At 55.7% G+C, this 18,220-nt stretch carries 13 protein-coding genes and 4 pseudogenes; 1 reads left to right on the top strand and 16 read right to left on the bottom strand.

Going from position 1 to position 18,220, the window contains the following annotated elements:
* Positions 1-98 precede the first annotated feature (98 nt).
* The 15 genes and pseudogenes from ilvC to JCM15764_RS02825 all read right to left on the bottom strand — a co-directional run bounded on the left by ilvC (position 99) and on the right by JCM15764_RS02825 (position 17,393).
* The gene (gene ilvC / locus JCM15764_RS02890; RefSeq protein ID WP_012646595.1) at positions 99-1,109 is read right to left on the bottom strand and encodes a ketol-acid reductoisomerase; all 1,011 of its coding nucleotides are present in this window, start codon (positions 1,107-1,109) and stop codon (positions 99-101) included.
* Between the two features lie 38 nt (positions 1,110-1,147).
* Complete coding sequence (gene ilvN / locus JCM15764_RS02885) at positions 1,148-1,639, bottom strand: acetolactate synthase small subunit (protein ID WP_012646596.1); 492 nt, start codon at positions 1,637-1,639, stop codon at positions 1,148-1,150.
* 65 nt (positions 1,640-1,704) lie between these two features.
* Positions 1,705-3,403, bottom strand: a pseudogene (gene ilvB, locus JCM15764_RS02880) (biosynthetic-type acetolactate synthase large subunit).
* 76 nt (positions 3,404-3,479) lie between these two features.
* Positions 3,480-4,988: pseudogene (gene ilvD / locus JCM15764_RS02875) on the bottom strand (dihydroxy-acid dehydratase).
* Between the two features lie 321 nt (positions 4,989-5,309).
* Positions 5,310-6,161, bottom strand: coding sequence for a carboxypeptidase-like regulatory domain-containing protein (locus JCM15764_RS02870; RefSeq protein WP_054692399.1), 852 nt, complete (start codon positions 6,159-6,161; stop codon positions 5,310-5,312).
* A gap of 18 nt (positions 6,162-6,179) precedes the next feature.
* A complete protein-coding gene (locus JCM15764_RS02865; RefSeq protein WP_054692396.1) occupies positions 6,180-7,775 on the bottom strand; it encodes a fibronectin type III domain-containing protein in 1,596 nt (531 codons plus the stop codon).
* Between the two features lie 118 nt (positions 7,776-7,893).
* Entirely contained in the window at positions 7,894-8,115 is a 222-nt protein-coding gene (locus JCM15764_RS21395; protein ID WP_243688224.1) for a hypothetical protein, read from the bottom strand.
* 80 nt (positions 8,116-8,195) lie between these two features.
* Positions 8,196-9,098, bottom strand: coding sequence for a fibronectin type III domain-containing protein (locus JCM15764_RS02860; protein WP_243688223.1), 903 nt, complete (start codon positions 9,096-9,098; stop codon positions 8,196-8,198).
* Positions 9,099-9,160: 62 nt separating this feature from the next.
* Complete coding sequence (locus tag JCM15764_RS02855) at positions 9,161-10,213, bottom strand: fibronectin type III domain-containing protein (RefSeq protein ID WP_054692391.1); 1,053 nt, start codon at positions 10,211-10,213, stop codon at positions 9,161-9,163.
* Between the two features lie 1,200 nt (positions 10,214-11,413).
* Positions 11,414-12,892, bottom strand: a complete 1,479-nt coding sequence (locus tag JCM15764_RS02845; RefSeq protein ID WP_054692384.1) for an NHL repeat-containing protein — start codon at positions 12,890-12,892, stop codon at positions 11,414-11,416.
* A 167-nt stretch (positions 12,893-13,059) separates the two neighbouring features.
* Positions 13,060-15,060, bottom strand: a complete 2,001-nt coding sequence (locus JCM15764_RS02840) for a hypothetical protein (RefSeq protein WP_054692380.1) — start codon at positions 15,058-15,060, stop codon at positions 13,060-13,062.
* 50 nt (positions 15,061-15,110) lie between these two features.
* Positions 15,111-15,533, bottom strand: a complete 423-nt coding sequence (locus JCM15764_RS02835; protein ID WP_054692377.1) for a hypothetical protein — start codon at positions 15,531-15,533, stop codon at positions 15,111-15,113.
* Between the two features lie 131 nt (positions 15,534-15,664).
* Entirely contained in the window at positions 15,665-16,075 is a 411-nt protein-coding gene (locus tag JCM15764_RS02830; protein ID WP_054692374.1) for a hypothetical protein, read from the bottom strand.
* A 42-nt stretch (positions 16,076-16,117) separates the two neighbouring features.
* Positions 16,118-16,306 (bottom strand): annotated as a pseudogene (locus tag JCM15764_RS21390) (hypothetical protein); the annotation flags it as partial.
* A gap of 79 nt (positions 16,307-16,385) precedes the next feature.
* On the bottom strand, positions 16,386-17,393 hold the full coding sequence (locus JCM15764_RS02825; protein WP_054692369.1) for a CxxxxCH/CxxCH domain c-type cytochrome: 1,008 nt from the start codon (positions 17,391-17,393) through the stop codon (positions 16,386-16,388).
* A gap of 60 nt (positions 17,394-17,453) precedes the next feature.
* On the opposite strand from JCM15764_RS02825, the gene JCM15764_RS21385 reads away from it, so the two are divergent.
* Positions 17,454-17,648, top strand: coding sequence for a hypothetical protein (locus tag JCM15764_RS21385; protein WP_243688222.1), 195 nt, complete (start codon positions 17,454-17,456; stop codon positions 17,646-17,648).
* On the opposite strand, the pseudogene JCM15764_RS21380 reads toward JCM15764_RS21385, so the two are convergent.
* Positions 17,601-17,795 (bottom strand): annotated as a pseudogene (locus JCM15764_RS21380) (hypothetical protein); the annotation flags it as partial. The gene JCM15764_RS21385 and the pseudogene JCM15764_RS21380 sit on opposite strands and share 48 nt — an antisense overlap.
* Between the last annotated feature and the right edge of the window lie 425 nt (positions 17,796-18,220).

Genomic DNA, 18,220 nt, shown 5'->3' with positions numbered 1-18,220 from the left:
TCCTTGATTGGTCTAACGTCAAAGAGGCCGGTCCGGGCACAACTCACGAATGGGAGTAAATGGTCCGAATCCGGCCTCCGGTGCAACGAAAGAATAGCTTAGTTCTTGCTCTTGTCCACGATCTTCTGGATCCAGGGCATCATGCTCCGGAGCTTCCCACCAACCTGCTCAATGGGGTGGGCGGCGTTGAGGCGGCGGCGGGCGGTCATTTCAGGATAATTGGCCATTCCCTCAAGGATGAACCGCTTGGCGTACTCGCCGTTCTGGATATTGGCCAGACACTCCTTCATCGCCTTGCGGCTCTCTGCGTTGATGACCTGCGGACCGGTGACATACTCACCATATTCAGCGTTGTTGGAGATGGAGTAGTTCATGTTGGCGATGCCGCCTTCGTACATTAGATCGACTATCAGCTTGAGCTCGTGCAGACATTCGAAGTAGGCCATTTCAGGGGCATAACCGGCCTCCACCAGGGTTTCGAAGCCGGCCTTCACTAGCTCTACGGCGCCGCCGCAGAGTACGGCCTGCTCACCGAACAGGTCGGTCTCGGTCTCGTCCTGGAAGGTCGTTTCGATGATGCCGGTGCGGCCGCCGCCGATGGCGCTGGCGTAGGAGAGGGCAACTTCGCGGGCCTTGCCCGAGGCATTCTGGAACACCGCGATCAGGTCGGGGATGCCGCCGCCTTTGACGAACTCGGAGCGGACCGTGTGACCCGGTGCCTTGGGGGCGATCATGACCACATCCAGGTCGTTACGGGGCACGATCTGGTTGTAGTGGATGGCGAAACCGTGGGCGAAGGCCAGGGTGGCGCCCTGCTTCAGCTTCGGCTCTATCTCATCGCGGTAGAGACTTGACTGGAACTCGTCAGGGGTCAGAATCATCACCAGGTCTGCCGAGGCCACTGCATCGGCAACGCTCGCTACCTTCAGGCCGGCGTTCTGGGCTTTGACCACCGACGCCGAACCGGCACGTAGCGCCACGGTCACGTCAACGCCGGAGTCTTTCAGGTTGCAGGCATGGGCGTGCCCCTGGGAGCCATACCCCACGATGGTGACTTTCATCCCTTTGATGATCGCAAGATTACAATCCTTGTCGTAATAAACGTTCATGTACGTCCTCCGTTTGATTTATATGAAGCTTCCTGCTTTTAACTCTTCCATCCCTTGGCGCCGCGGCCGATGGCCACAGCCCCGGTCCTCACCAGTTCCTTCAGTCCCAGGGGCCTGAGCAGCTCCAGTATGGCGTCAATCTTAAGCGGAGCCCCGGTTGCTTCGATGGTATATGACTTGGGTGTGACATCGATGATTTTGGCGCGGAAAATATCGACGATTCTCAGTACCTCGGCGCGACTGTCATCTTCAGCGTTGACCTTAATCAGCGCCATTTCACGCTCAATGGCATTTCCTTCGTTGAAATCGATGACCTTGATGACGTCGATCAGCTTGTTCAGCTGCTTGCATATCTGTTCCAGTATCTGCTCGTCACCACGGGTGACGATGGTCATGCGGGAAATGGTTTCCTCGTTGGTTGGAGCCACCGAAAGGGAATCGATATTGAAGCCGCGGCCGGAGAAGAGTCCGACCACGCGGGAAAGCACTCCGAATTCATTTTCCACCAGCACTGATATTGTATGTTTCATTGAATCCCTCCGATTACTTTCGAGGGGCTATTGTTTCCCCCTCATGGAGCCTTTATCTGTAAGGATCAGGATGCCAGCACCATCTCCGTCAACGATGCTCCGGCGGGCACCATGGGAAGAACTTTTTCTTCCCTGGCGACCTTGAACTCCATGATCACCGGCCCGGGGGTAGCGAATCCTTTCTTTATCACCGCTTCCACTTCTTCGGGCTTGGTTGCCTGAAAGCCCTTGGCGCCAAAGGCCTCGGCCAGCTTGATGAAATCGATGGGCAACTCCATACAGGTTTGGGAATAGCGCTTGTCGAAGAACAGTTCCTGCCACTGGCGGACCATGCCGAGGAAATTGTTGTTCAGGATGCAGATTTTGACCGGAAGCCGGTTCTGAACCAGGGTTGCCAGCTCCTGCATGTTCATCTGAAAACCGCCGTCGCCACAGACGACGATCACCTGCCGCTTGGGGAATGCTGCCTGTGCACCCATGGCTGCAGGAAGGCCGAAACCCATGGTGCCGAGTCCGCCGGAAGACAGCAGCGTTCTCGGCCGGTTGAATTTGAAAAACTGGGCCGTCCACATCTGGTGTTGTCCCACGTCCGTGGAGACGATAGCATCGGGTTTACTCAATTCCCGCAGCTTCTGGATGACCAACTGGGGCTTGATTACGGAAGTGCTGCTCTTGTATGTCATGGGGTGCTTGGCCTTCCACGCATCTATTTCCTGTAACCAGGGTACAATTTGCTTTTGGAAGGTAGCTGCCTTTTCGGCCTGGCCGGCAAGAACCTTCAACAGCTGCTTGAGCACGTCCTTGACGTCGCCGACGATGGGCAGGTCAACCCGGACATTTTTCTTGATGGAGGTGGGATCCACATCGATATGGATAATCTGTGCATGGGGCGCAAATGAAGCAATCTTCCCGGTGACGCGGTCGTCGAATCTGGCGCCGACGGCTATCAGTAGATCGCAGTGGGAGACTGCCATGTTGGCATAATAGGTGCCATGCATGCCGAGGAGCCCCAGTGAAAGGGGGTCATCCTCCGGAAATGCACCAAGCCCCATGAGGGTTGTAGTTACGGGCGCATTAAGCAGCTGGGCCAGCTTCGTCAGTTCCTCGGCGGCATTTCCCAGAATGACTCCGCCTCCAACATAGATAACCGGCTTTTTTGCTTCCAGAAGCAGTGAAATAGCTTTTTCCACCTGCTTCGGATGGCCGCCGACCGTCGGTTTGTAGCCGCGGATATCCACTGTTTCGGGATATTTGAATTCTGTGGTTGCTATCTGCACATCCTTGGGCAGATCGATGAGAACAGGACCGGGCCGGCCGGTCCGGGCGATGTAGAAGGCCTTTTTGACGATGGTCGCCAGGTCCTTCACATCCTTGACCAGAAAGTTGTGTTTGGTGCAGGGACGGGTGATGCCGATGATGTCGGCTTCCTGGAATGCGTCATTGCCGATGAGCCGGTGGGAACCTGGCCGGTGATAATGACCATGGGGATGGAATCCATATAGCGGTGGCGATGCCGGTTATGGTATTGGTGGCACCGGGGCCGGAGGTGGCAATGGCCACGCCGACCTTGCCGGTTGCCCGGGCATAACCGTCGGCGGCATGGACACCGGCCTGTTCATGGCGGGGCAGGATGTGACGGATCTCCTTGAATGAAAAAATCTCGTCATAAAGATTGATGACCGTACCGCCGGGATAACCGAAGACCGTGTCGACCCCTTCAAGCTTCAGACATTCCAGAAGAATTCTTGCCCCGTTCATTTTCATAATAAATCTCCTGCCACTGTAAAACCGACTGGCGGTTTACAAGCTTTAGACTGCATCTTGCCGAGTTTGATTGGAATTAATCTGCAGAAGTAACTGCACCGGTGTTGGCGGAGGTGACTACCTTGGCATAGCGTGCAAGCCAACCGGTACGGATCTTGGGTGCCGGCGCCTGCCAGTTGCTGCGGCGCTTTGCCAGGGTTTCATCATCAACCAGGAGTTGCAACCGACGGCCGGGAATATCCAGCTCGATCCGGTCCCCTTCTTCCACCAGGGCGATGGGTCCCCCTTCGGCAGCTTCCGGCGAGATATGGCCGATGCAGGGGCCGCGGGTGCCTCCGGAAAAACGTCCGTCGGTAATGAGGGCTACGGAGTCCCCAAGGCCAAGTCCCATGATGGCGGCGGTTGGAGCCAGCATCTCCCTCATCCCGGGGCCACCCTTCGGGCCTTCATAGCGGATCACGACACAGTCGCCGGCAACTATCTTCCTTCCATAATGGCAGCCATGGCGGCTTCTTCCGAGTCGAAGCAGCGGGCGGTGCCGGTGAAATTCATCATGGCCGCCGACACCCCAGACTGTTTTACTACCGCACCTTTCGGGGCAATATTGCCGGAGAGGATGGCAATGCCTCCCTCTTTCTTGACCGGATTCGACAGGGGGCGGATAACCGTTTCGTCCACATTGGCGATGCTTGCAGCCAGTTGTTTGATGGTCAATCCCATAACCGTGGGATTATCCTTTATCTTGTCCCCCAGTTGCATGAGCACGCCTGCGACGCCTCCTGCCGTATCAAGATCTTCCATGAAGTGCTCGCCGGCCGGATTCATGGATGCCAGCTGCGGCGTTTCCTTGGCAAGAATATCGAAGGTTTCCAGAGGGAGTTCTACCTCGGCTTCATGGGCAATTGCCAGAAGATGCAGGACGGTATTGGATGATCCGCCAATGCCAGGTCGACCCTGATGGCATTCTCAAATGCTGCCCGGGTGAGGATGCTGCGCGGTGTCACATTGTCTTTCACCAGATCGACGATGCGCTCTCCCGAGGCAAAGGCAATGCGGCGCTTCAGGCGGATACTGCCAGGCGGTGCCGCAGCGGGGCAGGCTCATGCCGAGGGTTTCAGTGAGGATGGCCATGGTGTTGGCGGTGAAAAGTCCCTGGCAGGAACCATGCCGGGACAGGCGTTGTCTTCACAGACCTGCAGCTCCTGGGCATCGATGACGCCGGCTTTGTAACGGGCCATGGCTTCGAATGTGTCGGTAACAAATGAATATTTACGTCCTGCTTCGCCGCGGCCACTCATCATCGGTCCGGCGGTCACGACGATACAGGGGATGTCCAGACGGGCAGCAGCATGAGCATGCCGGGGGTGATTTTGTCACAGTTGGTCAGAAGCACGAGTCCGTCAAGGCGATGGGCCTCGGCCACCGATTCCACCATGTCGGCAATCAGTTCGCGGGTCGGCAGGCTGTAATGCATACCCTTGTGACCCATGGAGATACCGTCGCACACTCCGGGAATACCGAAGAAAAAGGCGTAACCGCCGCCGCTATGAATGCCCTTCTCTATATATCGTTCAAGATCCCGCATGCCCACATGGCCGGGAATCAGATCGGTAAAACTGGTGGCAACGCCGATGAACGGCTTCTCCATCTGACTCTGGGGGACGCCGGTGCCCTTGAGGAGCGCCCGGTGCGGAGTCCGCTCCAGTCCCTTCTTGATCATATCGCTACGCATGGTAAACCCCTGACTGCACGAAAAAGTGAATATCGAAAATAATACATTATCCGGCAGCTGTCAACTGCAATAAAATAACGTTATAACTGCAATTTAATGTTGAAAAGCCTGTTTATGAAATGATTGATTCGTGGCGGACAAGTGCCCTGGCAGGTTGTTGAACAACGCTTTTGTCTACATGGATGCAGGATCGGTTAACGGTGCCGTGATTGGCGCCCGCTGCGGTTTTCCAGTGGCCGCCGGCAACGGTGGTGGTTGATGTTCTTGAGGTGCAGGTGCTGAAGGACGCGGCGGGGACAGCGAAATATGGTAACGAAGCGGGTTGTGGGGCGAGGATAGATCGACTGGCGCCGCCGGGCTCGTCATATACCCCAGCAAAGGGTCCGATCTGAATGCCTGCAGCAGGTAAGTCTGCGGCTTTACCATCTCAATTGCGTATTCTCCCTTGGCATCAGTCGGAGTACTGATGTAGACCTTGTTCCTGCCCCCCCTGGGTTGATCAGGGGCCAGCAGGTTAACGACCGCAAGGGAGACAGGATTGCCTGCCTGGTCGCGCACGGTTCCCGTTACCGTGGCAAGTCCGGCATTTTGGGATTGATTGACAGTGGGAGAGCTTTCATGAAACGGAAAGTCACTCCTGTCATTACTTCGGGACAGGGTATGGGTGGAATTATCAGTTACAGTGATAATTTGAGCATGGGGGCCTTCAATCGGTAAGCGACGCTTCGGATCTGGCTGTGTTGCAAAAATATGGCTGTTGCCGATACTGATGCCGGAGGCGATCAGGTAGGTCCCTGGGGGGAGCATCATGGAGAATGCACCGTCCGCTCCACATGGAACAGCAAAAAACGGTGCGGAGTAGGACGAGGTTGGAGCTTTATCAGTGGTATAGGCAAAGGCCGCGCAACGCAGGGGTTCCTTTTCCATCTGCAGTCGCCCGTTTATCGTGCCATAGGCAAAGCTGGAGGTGGCAGTAGTGAAAAGGAACGCCACTGAGCATATCAGAGTTTTCGTTATTCCTGCCATAGTCGCTGCCTTTCTCCGTTATGGGCAGTAGTTTTTGCTTCCGTCGAAGCCAGGCATGGCAATGCTTGCCGGTGTGCTTGCCGTTCCGTAGGAGATGACCTCAACGTTGTCGATAAGGGTGCGTAGTTCAGTTGGAGCAGCGTTTGTACGATTGTTGAAGGTAACGAGCCAGACGTAGTCGGGAGTCATGGTGCTGGTTTCCTCATTGGATGTTGTCTGGCTCCAGCCGCTGCCAGCCTTGCGGTAATAATGCATTGTTTTGCCGCGTCTGCTGGCCTTGATGCCGCTGGCCTGCAGTTTTTCTCCGGTATACCAGGAGCCAATCGTAGTGCCAACACCCCGAACCCATTTGATACTGTCAAAGTATGGCCCATAGGTACTGTTGTCGTAGCCGAAACCCACATCATTCCTCAGAGTGCCGGCTGCACTGTTGGGGAAATAGATGCGCAAACGGTTGTATACGTTGTAGGCATTCATGGTATCGGGAATAGCACCTGGCAGATCGATAGCGAAGTCATAGTTGATATCAAAATCGCCGGTAAAGAAATCGAGGCGGTTCAAGCCGAGCTGGGCAAAGTTGTAGGAGTTTACCGCGATGCCACCTGGGACTTGTGTATAAAGCTCTGCTTTGCCCGATGGATCCCACGATACCCGCACCGTGCCATCGATATCGGTGGCATTAACCGGCGGTGTAGTAAAATCTTCATTGCCGTCGCCGTGACGGTGTCTGCCCCATGGCGCCCAGTCGGTGAGGGATAGCCCGGCAGAGAAGTCATCGAAGAAGCGGCGATAGGGCCGGACGCGGTAGGTGCGGTTTGCTCCGGGAGAAAGTCCGCTCTTGTCGGTAAAGGTAAGTTCCGGCATGGCTACCAGTGCCAGGGTCTTGATGGTTCCGTCAGCCTCGATGGCCTCCACAACATGACCGTCGATGGTTACGGTTGCAGACCCCGGTGTCCAGGAGACGGTGGTGGCAAATGGGGTTGGCGCTGTCACCGTAACGGTCGGGGCACCCATGGCAGAGGTCCGGCCGCACAGTTCCTGCCCGATAGCCGAGTCACCGTTAGCATTTGCAGCTGCCAGCGCGTAACAATATACGGTGTCCGGCTGGAGATTCGAGTCTGTTACCACGGCGGTTCCTGCCTTGGGCGCTGCACACGAGATGGTCGGATATACAGACCCGCAGTAATCCTCGAAATACGGAGAAGCTGCTGTCTTTATGTAATTCTGTCCTGCAGCGAGGCTGCCATCGCGGCGGTAGATCTTGTAGGATTCGGCCCCCTTTGTCAGGTGGAAAGCTATTTCCATGCTGGTGTCGGAGAGCTGGCGGGGCATGGGGTCTTCCGGAGTGCTGGGCACCGTTACCACCTGAACCGCAGGGGAAGGCACAGAGTCTCCGCCGCCATTGACTGCTTTGACACGGTACCAGTAGCTCCCGCCGGCTGTGAGGCCGCTGTCCGGATAGGTTAGGACATTCTGGTTGCTGACCAGTGTCCACGTTGCATTATCGGTGGATCGCTCCAGCTTGTAGCCGGTGGCGCCGGTAGAACTGCTCCAGTTAACCGTTGCTGGGTGGCTGTCACTGCCGAGACGGAGGTGATAGCCGGAGCTGTGCAAAGCGTCCAGAAGTTCTGGACTGCTGCGTTGTTGGATTCCGTGGACTTACCCATTGACTCGACTTTTAATTGATATTGGGTCCCGGGAACAAGAGCGCTAATGGTCAAAGGATTCGGCGTCAAGTTGTGGGGCGCGACAGTGGTCCGCTCCAGGCACTGTCGGCTGTTTTCTTGTAATAGATGTTATAGGAATACGCCTCATCAATACGGCTGTAACTTACGGTGGCGGAGTAATCTGTCGACGTAACCGAGGAGACAGCCGGCGGATTGGGCATAGTCTGGACATATTTGTCAGCAGGACTTATCGTCTGCGATTCGATTACTGTACCGTAGAAGTTCATCTTGACAGACCCCATGATGCCTGTGCCTCGGGAGGGGGTGTAAGTGTAGCTGCAGCTTTGGGTCGCGCAGCTGACAGTGGTTACCAGACTGGCTGAGGACCAGTAGGTCGGATAGTTTCCGGAAGGCCACCGGCATAGTACTGGTATGGTTGTACGTAAATATCAAAATTGGTGGCAGTCGGATAACTGGTATTGTTCCAGTCAAATCGGATCGTTGTTGCCGTTTCGGTTGAGAGTGTCAGTGATGGTGGAGCCGGAGGAGCCTGGGCAGTATTGCAGGATTCTGCCGAAAAGGCATCTGCCGGGCCACCGGCGGCTGTATACGCTCTGATTCGATAACAATACTCGATGCCGTTGGTGACTGTCGTATCGGTCCAGCTGAGGGTGTTGGCGGCAAGTCCCGACTTGACGGTTGTCCAGTTGGTATCCGGGGGCAGGCGGCGCTGGACATCGAAATAATCCTCCGTCGTATTGGTCCATACCAGTTTCAACTGTGTGGAAGCCGGTATTTCCACGTTAGTCAGGGTTACGGCAAGAGGCATGAAGATGAGAATCTTGTTGCTGTCGATAGAGCTCCCGCCGCTGTTCTTGGCGCCGACAGAGACGTTATAGGCGCGGTAACCGCCGTAAGGGGACACCGTGCCGTTGGTAACGTCGGCTGCCAGAGAAATATAGCTAGGGTAGCTGTTGTTGCAGTAGGTAGCAGGATTGGTAGTAATCTCGCTTACGGTACCGTAGCAGGCGTAGGCTCTCAATTCATACCCCGTATTGCCGGTAACCTGGGACCAGGAGCCGTTGATGGAGGTCGTGCTGGTGGCTGTGGCTGTCAGTAATGTGGGCGGGTTGAGCCACGTTGTCACAGATATCTCAGGGCTTGGTGTGGGGTTCTCAATTCCCTTGTAGACCGAAAAATAGCGGTAAAAATAGGTCGTATTCGGTAATAGCCCGCTGTCGTCAAATCTTGGATGAGTCCCGATTGCCACGATATTGCCGACGGTGGACCATGTTCCTCCAGCGCCCGTTTTACGCTCGACACGGTAATCCGTTACATTGTTGGCAGCGTTGAATGATCGAATGTCAACGTTGACGCGCCGGTGGCATAGTAATCAATCCAGCCCCTGGTAATGGGTTCCGGCATAGTCGGCACCATGAATTCCGGCGAAGGCAGAGAAAAAAAGCCGCTGATATTCCTGGCGGAGAGGCGGTAATAATAAGTGGTTTGTGGTGTCAATACCGAATCGTCATAAAAAACGGTGTTGGCCGGCAGATCGGCGATGGTTTGCCAGGCGCCGCCGGTGTCGGTTTTGCGTTCCAGGCGGTAACCGGTATTTCCTGCAACATTCGACCACAAGATGCGTGCAGAGGTGGTGGTGATGTCGGCATATGAAGAAATCACAGGTGCGTCCGGGGTTGTTGTGGAGCATATCTCGGTGTGACGGGTTGTTACCGAATTGAAAGATGCATATATGCGCCAGCAGTACTCAGTGGTTTTTTCCAAGCCGCTGTCGGTGAAGGTGGTTGCATTGGCTGCCAGTTGGCCGTTTGTCGTGCCCGGCGGTGCAACCCAGACGCCGGAATCCTTGATGCTGCGCATGACATAGGGTGTCGCCCCACTGGTAACGTTTGACCAGGCAAGGCCAACCTTTGTGTAATCTGCCTGGGGCGTTGCTGTCACTCCAAAGGGCATTATTGCCAAGTCGTTGACAACCTTTAGAGCGAGAAAGTCCTTGCCTCCAGAGGCAGAAGTGGTATAACCGGCGACAAAACCCTCACCGAACTTATTGACGGCGATTGTTGCAGCGTGATCGTCCTTGCCTGCCGCCCCGTTATAGAGGAACGATTTGACATAGTTCAGGCTATCGGTATAGATGGCCGCTATGATATTGGTGTTGGGTGATGCGCCGCTGTCCGCTGAAAGGTATACATAGCCCGATGGGTCGATGCTCAAGCCGGTAAGGATATCGTCGCTGCCGGGATTGCGCAGCTCAGCCTGCTTTATAGGAGTACCGGCAGTATCATAGCGGAGCAGCGTAAGATCGCGGTCTGTGACATGGGAATAGCCATCTCCGGCCACGACTACTTCATTGGCAAAGATCATAGGCTATTTTGCGGGAAGCGAAACTGGTTGCCGATGCATCGAGGGGATAGGTCCTGGTCCATCTGCGATCGGCCGTGCCGTTTGCTTCTCCCCAGTATTTGATGGTGGTCATTCTGGTATACCCTGATGCACTGTCGGTGATATAGCCGGTTACATACACATCATTATTGGCGTCAATAGTCAGGGACAGGGCACGGTTGTCTCCCGTATCGCCATAGGTGTCACTCCAGACCATTGAACCGCTCACTCCGTCGAACTTTGCCGTAAACCAGCTGTTGTTGCCGGGTTTTTCCACCCGCCCGGCGACAATGACATTGCCCACGCTGTCGACCGCCACGGCGGCCGGGTATTCGTTGCCCCCCAGATCCTTTTCGGCGGTGAATTGAACTGTACCGGTGGCGGAGAGCTTCCTGACAAAAAGATTTATGTTGGTAAGATCGGCGTTGCCATGACCGGCAACGGCAATCCAGTAGGGAGCTACCCCCTGCACGGCCACCACATCCGACTGATCGGCGAGTCTGCCGCTGCTGTTCAACTGGTCTGCCCACACAGGCTCAGCTTCACCCAGGCCGTCGAGTACCGGTGAAAGTGCATACTTGAGGGTCCAGACGGAAGGGATGTTGCCGACTCCAGTCACATTCTGCATGGATGTGCCGGTAACTATCGTTTCCCGGTTCTGGTCTACGGCCAGGGCTACGATCTCATCATCCTCGTCATAGCCCCCATCACGCTGATCTTTCCAATTCAGAGCAAAATCAGTGCGATTGAGCTTGATTGTGTAATAGTCCTTTGACGGGGTGCTGATACCGTTCTGATCGGAGAATACCGTGCCGGTAACTACCACGTTTCCTCCCCAGTAACAGGCAGCGTCAGTGGCCATATCGTCCCCGTTTGCCGGATCTCCATAGGAATATGTCAGCGCAGGTGCAGAGAAATTGACAATTCTCGTCAGGGCGGCGGCCTCTGGGGAATAGTCGCTGTAAGTAGTGTTGTCGAAGGCCCTGACTCTGAAATAGTATTCAGTATCGGCAAGGAGGTCGGAAATTTCATAGGAAACGGCATTCATCCCTGCCTGGTCCGGAGCGGCAATGGTATAGGCATTGTTGGTCCAGGCGCCGTTTACTCCGATCTTGATATCCACCAGAAAGCTGGTTTCCGTTTCCGAGTTGTCCTGAAAGGTCAGCCGCACCGAAGCATTGCTCAGCACCTCGGTGGACAGACCTGTCGGGGGATCGAGAAGTCCTTTTTCCTGGCGCAGTATGAGCAGGTCGATGTCGTCCTTGTCGTAAATGTAGTACAGGTCTCCTGCAGCAACCGCATAGGGGAGCGCTTCGGCGGAAGCAAGGAACAGGGTGGTGGCGTCGTTGCCTTGAATGCGGCGGAAAACGTCCTTGTTCTGGCTGCTGACCATGTAGAGGGAGTATCCAGCCACTGGTTCGGCGTCCAGGATTTGCTGCTGTTCCGGAGGTCCGTTTTTGAACCGCCGGTTGCTGCCTGGGTGCCTCCGTCGAGGGGTTGCGTACGGTCTGTCCAGGCAGCGGCAGCAACTCCTTGTCCGGCAAGACCTATGCCCACCGGCAAAGAGCTGTTGCCGATTATCCCGCTCCATTCCTTGTCCCAGAGGATGCGACCGTTTTTTCGGCTCAATTTCATGGTCACGATTTTTTTGATTCCGGCATAATCGCGCCACCCGGCAATGAATATGCCGCTGGAAGAGTCCACCGTAAGGGAGGTTGCGCCGGCGGCATTGGCCGAACCTGTATCGAAGGTCGTGCTCCATACGGTATCGGGAACAGGTGTGCCGTTCTTGTGATACTTGATGGCATGGAGCTTCGAAAATGCAGGCAAGGTGCCGATGGTTGCCGCAACATAAACATCACCCGACGAATCCATGGCAATCGCTACCGGTTGATCATCGAAACCGGCATCGTGACTTGCTTCCCAGACAGGTGTTGCCGATGCAGACGTAAGTTCGGCGGTGTAGAGATCGCCGCCACGGCCATTGGTAAGGTAGCCGGTGACCACCACGTTTCCTGTCGCAGAAAATGCCAGAGCGGTCCCACGATCGTTAAATGAAGTCAGTCCTCCCTTGGGCCAGACGCCGATGGGGGTGCCATCCGCCTGCCACATGACCGTTGCCATGTCCAGATCGGTACCGTTGAATGTTTCACCAGTGAGGGCAATGGTCGCACCATCGGCGGAGACGGCCACGGCGTAGGCGCGGTCCTTACCGGTGCCGTTATGGGTACGTGTCCACAGCGGGGTATTGTCACCGGTTCTGTTGTTGTCGAAAGCGAGAAGCAGATAGTCATCATCATTGCCGTTGCTGCTGTACCCTCCCAGATAAACCCGGTCCATGACCGGATCATATGCCAGTGTCTGGGCAACATCCGCCATGGCGCCGGACCCGGACCATGTTTTGCTCCAGACCTCGGCAGGGATGTTTGTGCCGTTATCATGGTACCTGGTCACATGAACATCATAACCGCCGCCATTCATAACGGTGGCGGCGACAATGGCATCCCCCCACTTATCGATGACCACTGCAGTGCCCTGATCACTTCCTCCTGAAAAATCTTTGCCTGCACGCCAGATAATTGAGCCGTCGGCGGCGTACTTGACGGTATAGAGATCGTCATTGCCGTCACTGGCAAGGCTCTGGAATCCGGTGACAACCATTGCCCCGGTGGAAGGAATGACGCTGATGCCTTCCCTTCCTGTTTACCTTTGCGCTGGTCCAGAAGAGGGTGACCGGGCAAATCGCTGCCGCCACTGCCGAAAACAGTCGAGGCTAAAGAAAGGAGCATGGCTATGGATAGAATGGTCTTTTTCATGTCATTTCTCCATCACTTGCTGTAGCTGCGGGGTGGCACGCTGCTCGGCCATGGCGTTACATTGTTCCACATGTTTTCCTGGGGCCATTGGTCCGGGACTGTCTGGAATTCATCTACAAGGGTTGGGTACGGAGGCGTAATGATAATATCAGACCGCCTCAAATGACATTGGGTGAAGGCTTCATATTTATAAGGATCAGCCTTGTAGGCGGCATCGCTCGGCAACATCTTGTCGTTGATGCTTCCTCCAATGGGATAACCCCAGTGGCCACCACTCACATCTCCCCCGTATGTGGCACTCAGGTCCGTGGCAGCGACCTTTCCTCCTGACGAGACTCTGCCCCGGTGCTGATAGTCCAGGCAGTTGGTGACCATCAACCGTGGCAATCCCGATGAGTGTGGCTGGTGACATTTTGAGCAGGTGAAAGAATGCTCGGTATTGGCTCCCCAGCCTTTGACTGTTTCATGGATCCGGTCACGGGATTTCCAGGGGGTGTTCTTGTTGATGCCGTCGGTAAGTTTTTCCTGCTGGTGGCAGCGCGTGCACAATCCGGCGAACTGCTTTGGCGTTTCATTAATACGATTTGTATTGAAGGCGTTGCGGTCACTGTTCCAGCCGAGCAGCACGGGAACCGTCGGCCTTCTGGCGTCCCAACCTGTGGGGACACTGTAATCCCGGGCAGGTGGCCCACCCCAGCTGTTGGGCGGAGTTGCCCTGCCACCGCTGGCATTTGGAGGTGGTGCATCCTCCTTATAGGGGTTGGTCATCCAGGTTCCCTTTAACAGCGGCACAGCATAGGGCATCTGCTCTCCCATTGTCAGCGATACGCCATGGGGATCGTGGCAGGGTGTACAGAGGCCGTTGATGCGCTCATGGGTCGTATAGTTGAGCAAGCTGGAGGCGGAAAAGTGGGTGCCGGCAACGGTTGTCTTGCTGCGGTAGGGGAACCGGGTGTAGCGTCCCTTGGTACCGCCACCGAATTTGGGGCTGTCATCGTAGCCCATGATCGGCTGGCTGGCGCTGAAGGTGGACTGATACCCCCAGGGCCTGGTTAAGGAAGCATTCTGGGTTTCATGGCAGTCGAAGCATTGACCGGCCCCGGCTTCATAGGCATTCTTGCCCGTTGCATTCTTCTGCGCCATGTACGTCGTGGCATATCCACCCTTGCCGTTCTGTGTTTCCTTGAGATTTCCCCCGTTACGGGTGTTGTTGAAGGTCACGTAGCTGGTGGTGGTTCCGTTGACCTTTGAGCCGTGAGAGTTGTGGCAGTCATAACACTGAACATTTATTGAACTTGCTCTGGTATTGGGGGGAGCGGCGTCATAGCCGTTTGCCGCATCCCATCCCCCCTGGTTGGCGGTTGCATTGCCGTGAGCTGATAATGCCTTGACGACGGTATCCTTGCGGTTGGCGTCGGGCCAGCTGCCGGAATTGACCTTGCCCCAGGTGGTGGTTCCCTTCTGCTGATAGCGTGAGGCGATGGATTGCCCATCCCACGCATACTGGCGCGGAGTCTTGCAGTCATTGAAAGGGGTAGCGGAATTATTCTGATCTGAATGGCAGGAGATGCAGTGGTTGTTGAGTTTACCCACCTCCTCTCGCTCATTGACCGTGGCAATGCGGTTGGCGATAAACTGGATGGCTGAAGTGGCGCTGTAGAAGGTGGGACGCCGTTCCTTCTGCCAGACGACCAGGTCGACCTTTGCATCTTTCACTCCGGAGTAGGAATTGAAGTTGAAACCTTCATGGTAGGTGGCATCGATGGTGCCGAACTCGGTTGCCTCCCAGTGACAGGCATAGCACTGGCGGCCGGTCAGCGTTACTCCCTGTACATGATGGGAATTGCTGTTGAATTGGCCTATCACATCTCCCCGGTTACCGATGGATCCCGCATGACATTTGACGCAGACAACCGGCAAACCGAAGGCCACGTGCTTGGGTACCGGCTTGGCATTGCTGTGACAGGAGTTGCAGGGCTGGGAATCGGCGTGCCCGTCGGCGAAGCGGTGCATGTGGCAGGTGGTGCAGATCTTGTTGGAATTGTGGCCGTCACTGAAATTGCTCAGATAATGTTTCGAATCCGGTCCGTGGCAGACATTGCAGAGTCTGGTTGAGTCCCGGCATAATCGAGGCCCCTCGTCTTTTGGGTAAAGGATACTGCGGCCCTGGTAATCGGGCGTCCATACTTGCCATCGGTGGTGGTGGCTACCTGGCTTTGGATCATGTAAATATTGCTGTCGCCGTGGGGATCATGGCAGTCCCAGCAGAATTTGCCCCCTTTCCAGACGCCGTTTGTCTGGTAGGAATTCCAGTGCTTTTTGCCGAAGTGTGCGGCCGAGGCACGTGCCTGCTTCGGTTTGATGAACCCTGTTCCCGGATTGTAGCCCAGGGAGTATTTGCCGGGGTTGCTTGGCGGGGGCGCGTGGCAGAATGTACACTGTCCGACCGAATCGTCGTCGTGGCACTGCAGGCAGACACCCATCATTACGTACTGATTCTTTATGTCCGCTTTCTGGGCGGTGGTCCATGTTCCGGCACCAGTGGAATGCCCTTTGTGTCCGCCTGAAGAGAAAAGACCGTCGTCGCTGTCGTGGCAGCCGGTAGTGGTGCAGCCATTCAGCCAGCATGATCCGGCCAGTCCGTGCGCGTCTCCCCCGTTCTCAGTTTTACCGTGATGCCGCTCATGGTTGCCTGGGGGGCAAGACTCTCAGTCTGGCTCACATGGCACTGGATACATTCATAATCCTTGTGTTCCATGTGGCAGTATGCGCATTCCTTGTCGAAGCGCTGCTCGTACTGGGGGTGCTTTTTCAGTCGGAAATAGTTTTCCTCGCCCCCGTGGACGACGGTGTTGTCGTGGCAATACCAGCAGGGGTTACTGGGGAAATTGGCAGCAGGATTATTGGACCAGGGATAGCGGCCTGCTGTGGAATAACGGCCATGTCCGGTGGTCACCCACTGGCTCAGGTTAACTTTTGCCATGGTGCCGTTATTGAAGGCGGTAAAGGTGTCGACATCGGTATCCATGGTCCCGTGACAGTTCAGGCAGATGATGCTGGAATCTATGGATGCCCCCCACTGCGGATTGGAAGTACCCGTATGGCAACGGGTGTTCGAGCACGTCTTGCTGCTCCTGTTGTATGAACCTCCTGCCTGAACAAGACGTCGCTGATCTTGTTGACGTGATAGGCCGGGTTGATATGGGCGATTTCGCCCATGTTGCCGGCAGGGAGTCCTCCAGCATGGCAGGTCTCGCAATCACCATTGACGACAGTGGCTGTATGGCAGTTACCGCATGTGAATGATGTTCCGGTATGGCGGGGGTGGGAGTTTGCCCTTACTTCACCAGGTCCTTCATTGCGGAATATGGGCATCGCAGCACGCCATTCCGAACCTGTGGTCCAGCCGGTATAGACCGCCCAGGTTCTGCCGTCGTGGGTAGTACCGTCGTGACAGCCGGAGGCGTTGCATGTTCCGGTAATGGGGTGGCCATGGCAGGCATTGCAACGTGACCATCCTTGTTGGGCCAATTGGGCTGCTTAACTTCCTCGTCCAGGGGGTTGGCCGTACCGTCGGAGTGGCAGTAGACGTTGCTGCAGATCTTGGAATCCGAATTATATGAGGGCGCAGGGCGCCCATCTATTGCCCATTGAGAATCGATTACCACCTGCTTCGAACCATCGGCATGTCTGGTCATGTCCTTGATACTCCCTGTTGCATCCACTGTCTGGTTATGGCAGTAGCTGCAGGGATACTTGCGGATCCACTGGGGTCCCACATGCTTGGCATGGGCATTGGTGGAGATATTGACGAAGGGGGTACAGGCGCCGTGTTCGCTGTCCCAGACCCCGCCGATCTCGGCGCAATTGGCTGCAGTAGAGTCGGAGGTGAGCCCCTTGTGACAGTAAAAGCATTTATACGGTCCAGCTTCGTTCCATGCCGGTGTCCTGAAACCCTGCCGGCCAAGGGCGTTGGAATGGCAGTAGGTGTTGGTGCACTGCTTTGTCGAATCACCGAAACTGCCACCCTCTTTTAATGCAACATCCTTCTGCCCGTCAACATGCCTGTTCCGATCACTAATGGCTGTCGAGCCGGTGACGGTGGCGCTGTGGCATTTGTCGCACTGGTACTGGTAATCACCAGCATGCTTGTCGTGACGAGGACTCATGGAGGAGGTATCGCTGTTTCCGCCATGGCAGCCGGTACAGGTGACGCTTCCTCCCCAGGTGGGGGTGCCGGAGACGGTACCCCTGCCGTCAGGACTGCCGTTGGAATGGCAGTAGATGCCGCTGCAGGTGCCATTTCTGTCCTTATTTTGCGAAGGCAGATAATTAATGTTCGTCATGACACCTGAATATGAGCCGCCACCGTTTGGGTGCGTTGTAAATTGAAGTAGGATGGGCCGATGTCCGGCGCTAGTTGCATGGGAAAAGGTGTTGTGGCCGGGATGGCACTTGCTGCAGCTGTTCTCGTCAGTACCGTAGTAGTCGCCATGTTTCTTCCCGGAACCAGTGGTGGCAGGGTGACTGCCGTTGGCGGGAGGGAGGCCATGGCAGTTGCCGCAGGCAGGCTGATTCTGAGGAAACGGGTTTCCCCATAGGGGAGTATCGGCCTCGAAGTGGCAATTGACGTTGGTGCACTTGCCGAGGACAGGTTCTGCCGTCTGGGGGAACGGTGTTGTCCAGTTGCGGAATGCCGAGGTGTGGTTCCTGTAAAGCGCCGGTTCTGGCGAAGGGGAATTATTTATATTCGGGGTGAGGCTGATCAGCCCATCGCGGTGGGAGGACGTATAGTCCTGGCTGCCGCGGTGGCAGATGCTGCAGCTTGCCGGTCCGGCTGTCAGGGGAAGATGTGCCTGTGTTTGCCCTGAAAGCCGCCGGTGGTGATATTGCGGTAGGTGTCATCAACGGCCGGTAATCATGCGTACTGCGAGAGCCGTGACAGTCGTAACAGGAAATGGAGGCTGCCGCAGTTCCGGATAACAAAGTCAGCAACATCAATGTCCACAAGCAGCTTGTCATCCGCCTTATAACGGTGCCGTACATGTTGCCTCCTGCAAGCCTGACAGGCCAAAGCTGTTGCCGTACGGCCAGTTTGTCCTATAGGTGGGCTTTTAATGTTATTTCTTTATAATGAATTCTTAATCTCGCGAGTGAGCTATCGGCATGTACC

It is taken from the genome of Geotalea toluenoxydans JCM 15764 (assembly GCF_001311985.1).
GTDB classification, from domain to species: domain Bacteria; phylum Desulfobacterota; class Desulfuromonadia; order Geobacterales; family Geobacteraceae; genus Geotalea; species Geotalea toluenoxydans.
Note: the sequence above shows the minus strand (reverse complement) of the source record. Positions and strands in the feature narration are given on the sequence as shown.

Bases quoted from the DNA above. Each gene is read 5' to 3' on its own strand.
- JCM15764_RS02835 (WP_054692377.1), bottom strand. From the start codon at position 15,533: ATGATGGGTGTCTGCCTGCAGTGCCACGACGACGATTCGGTCGGACAG.
- JCM15764_RS02840 (WP_054692380.1), bottom strand. From the start codon at position 15,060: ATGCACCGCTTCGCCGACGGGCACGCCGATTCCCAGCCCTGCAACTCC.
- JCM15764_RS02855 (WP_054692391.1), bottom strand. From the start codon at position 10,213: ATGATCTTTGCCAATGAAGTAGTCGTGGCCGGAGATGGCTATTCCCAT.
- JCM15764_RS02825 (WP_054692369.1), bottom strand. From the start codon at position 17,393: ATGACGAACATTAATTATCTGCCTTCGCAAAATAAGGACAGAAATGGC.
- JCM15764_RS02845 (WP_054692384.1), bottom strand. From the start codon at position 12,892: ATGGTTGTCACCGGATTCCAGAGCCTTGCCAGTGACGGCAATGACGAT.
- ilvC (WP_012646595.1), bottom strand. From the start codon at position 1,109: ATGAACGTTTATTACGACAAGGATTGTAATCTTGCGATCATCAAAGGG.
- JCM15764_RS02870 (WP_054692399.1), bottom strand. From the start codon at position 6,161: ATGGCAGGAATAACGAAAACTCTGATATGCTCAGTGGCGTTCCTTTTC.
- JCM15764_RS21385 (WP_243688222.1), top strand. From the start codon at position 17,454: ATGTCCGGCGCTAGTTGCATGGGAAAAGGTGTTGTGGCCGGGATGGCA.
- JCM15764_RS21395 (WP_243688224.1), bottom strand. From the start codon at position 8,115: ATGAACTTCTACGGTACAGTAATCGAATCGCAGACGATAAGTCCTGCT.
- JCM15764_RS02830 (WP_054692374.1), bottom strand. From the start codon at position 16,075: ATGGATACCGATGTCGACACCTTTACCGCCTTCAATAACGGCACCATG.
- ilvN (WP_012646596.1), bottom strand. From the start codon at position 1,639: ATGAAACATACAATATCAGTGCTGGTGGAAAATGAATTCGGAGTGCTT.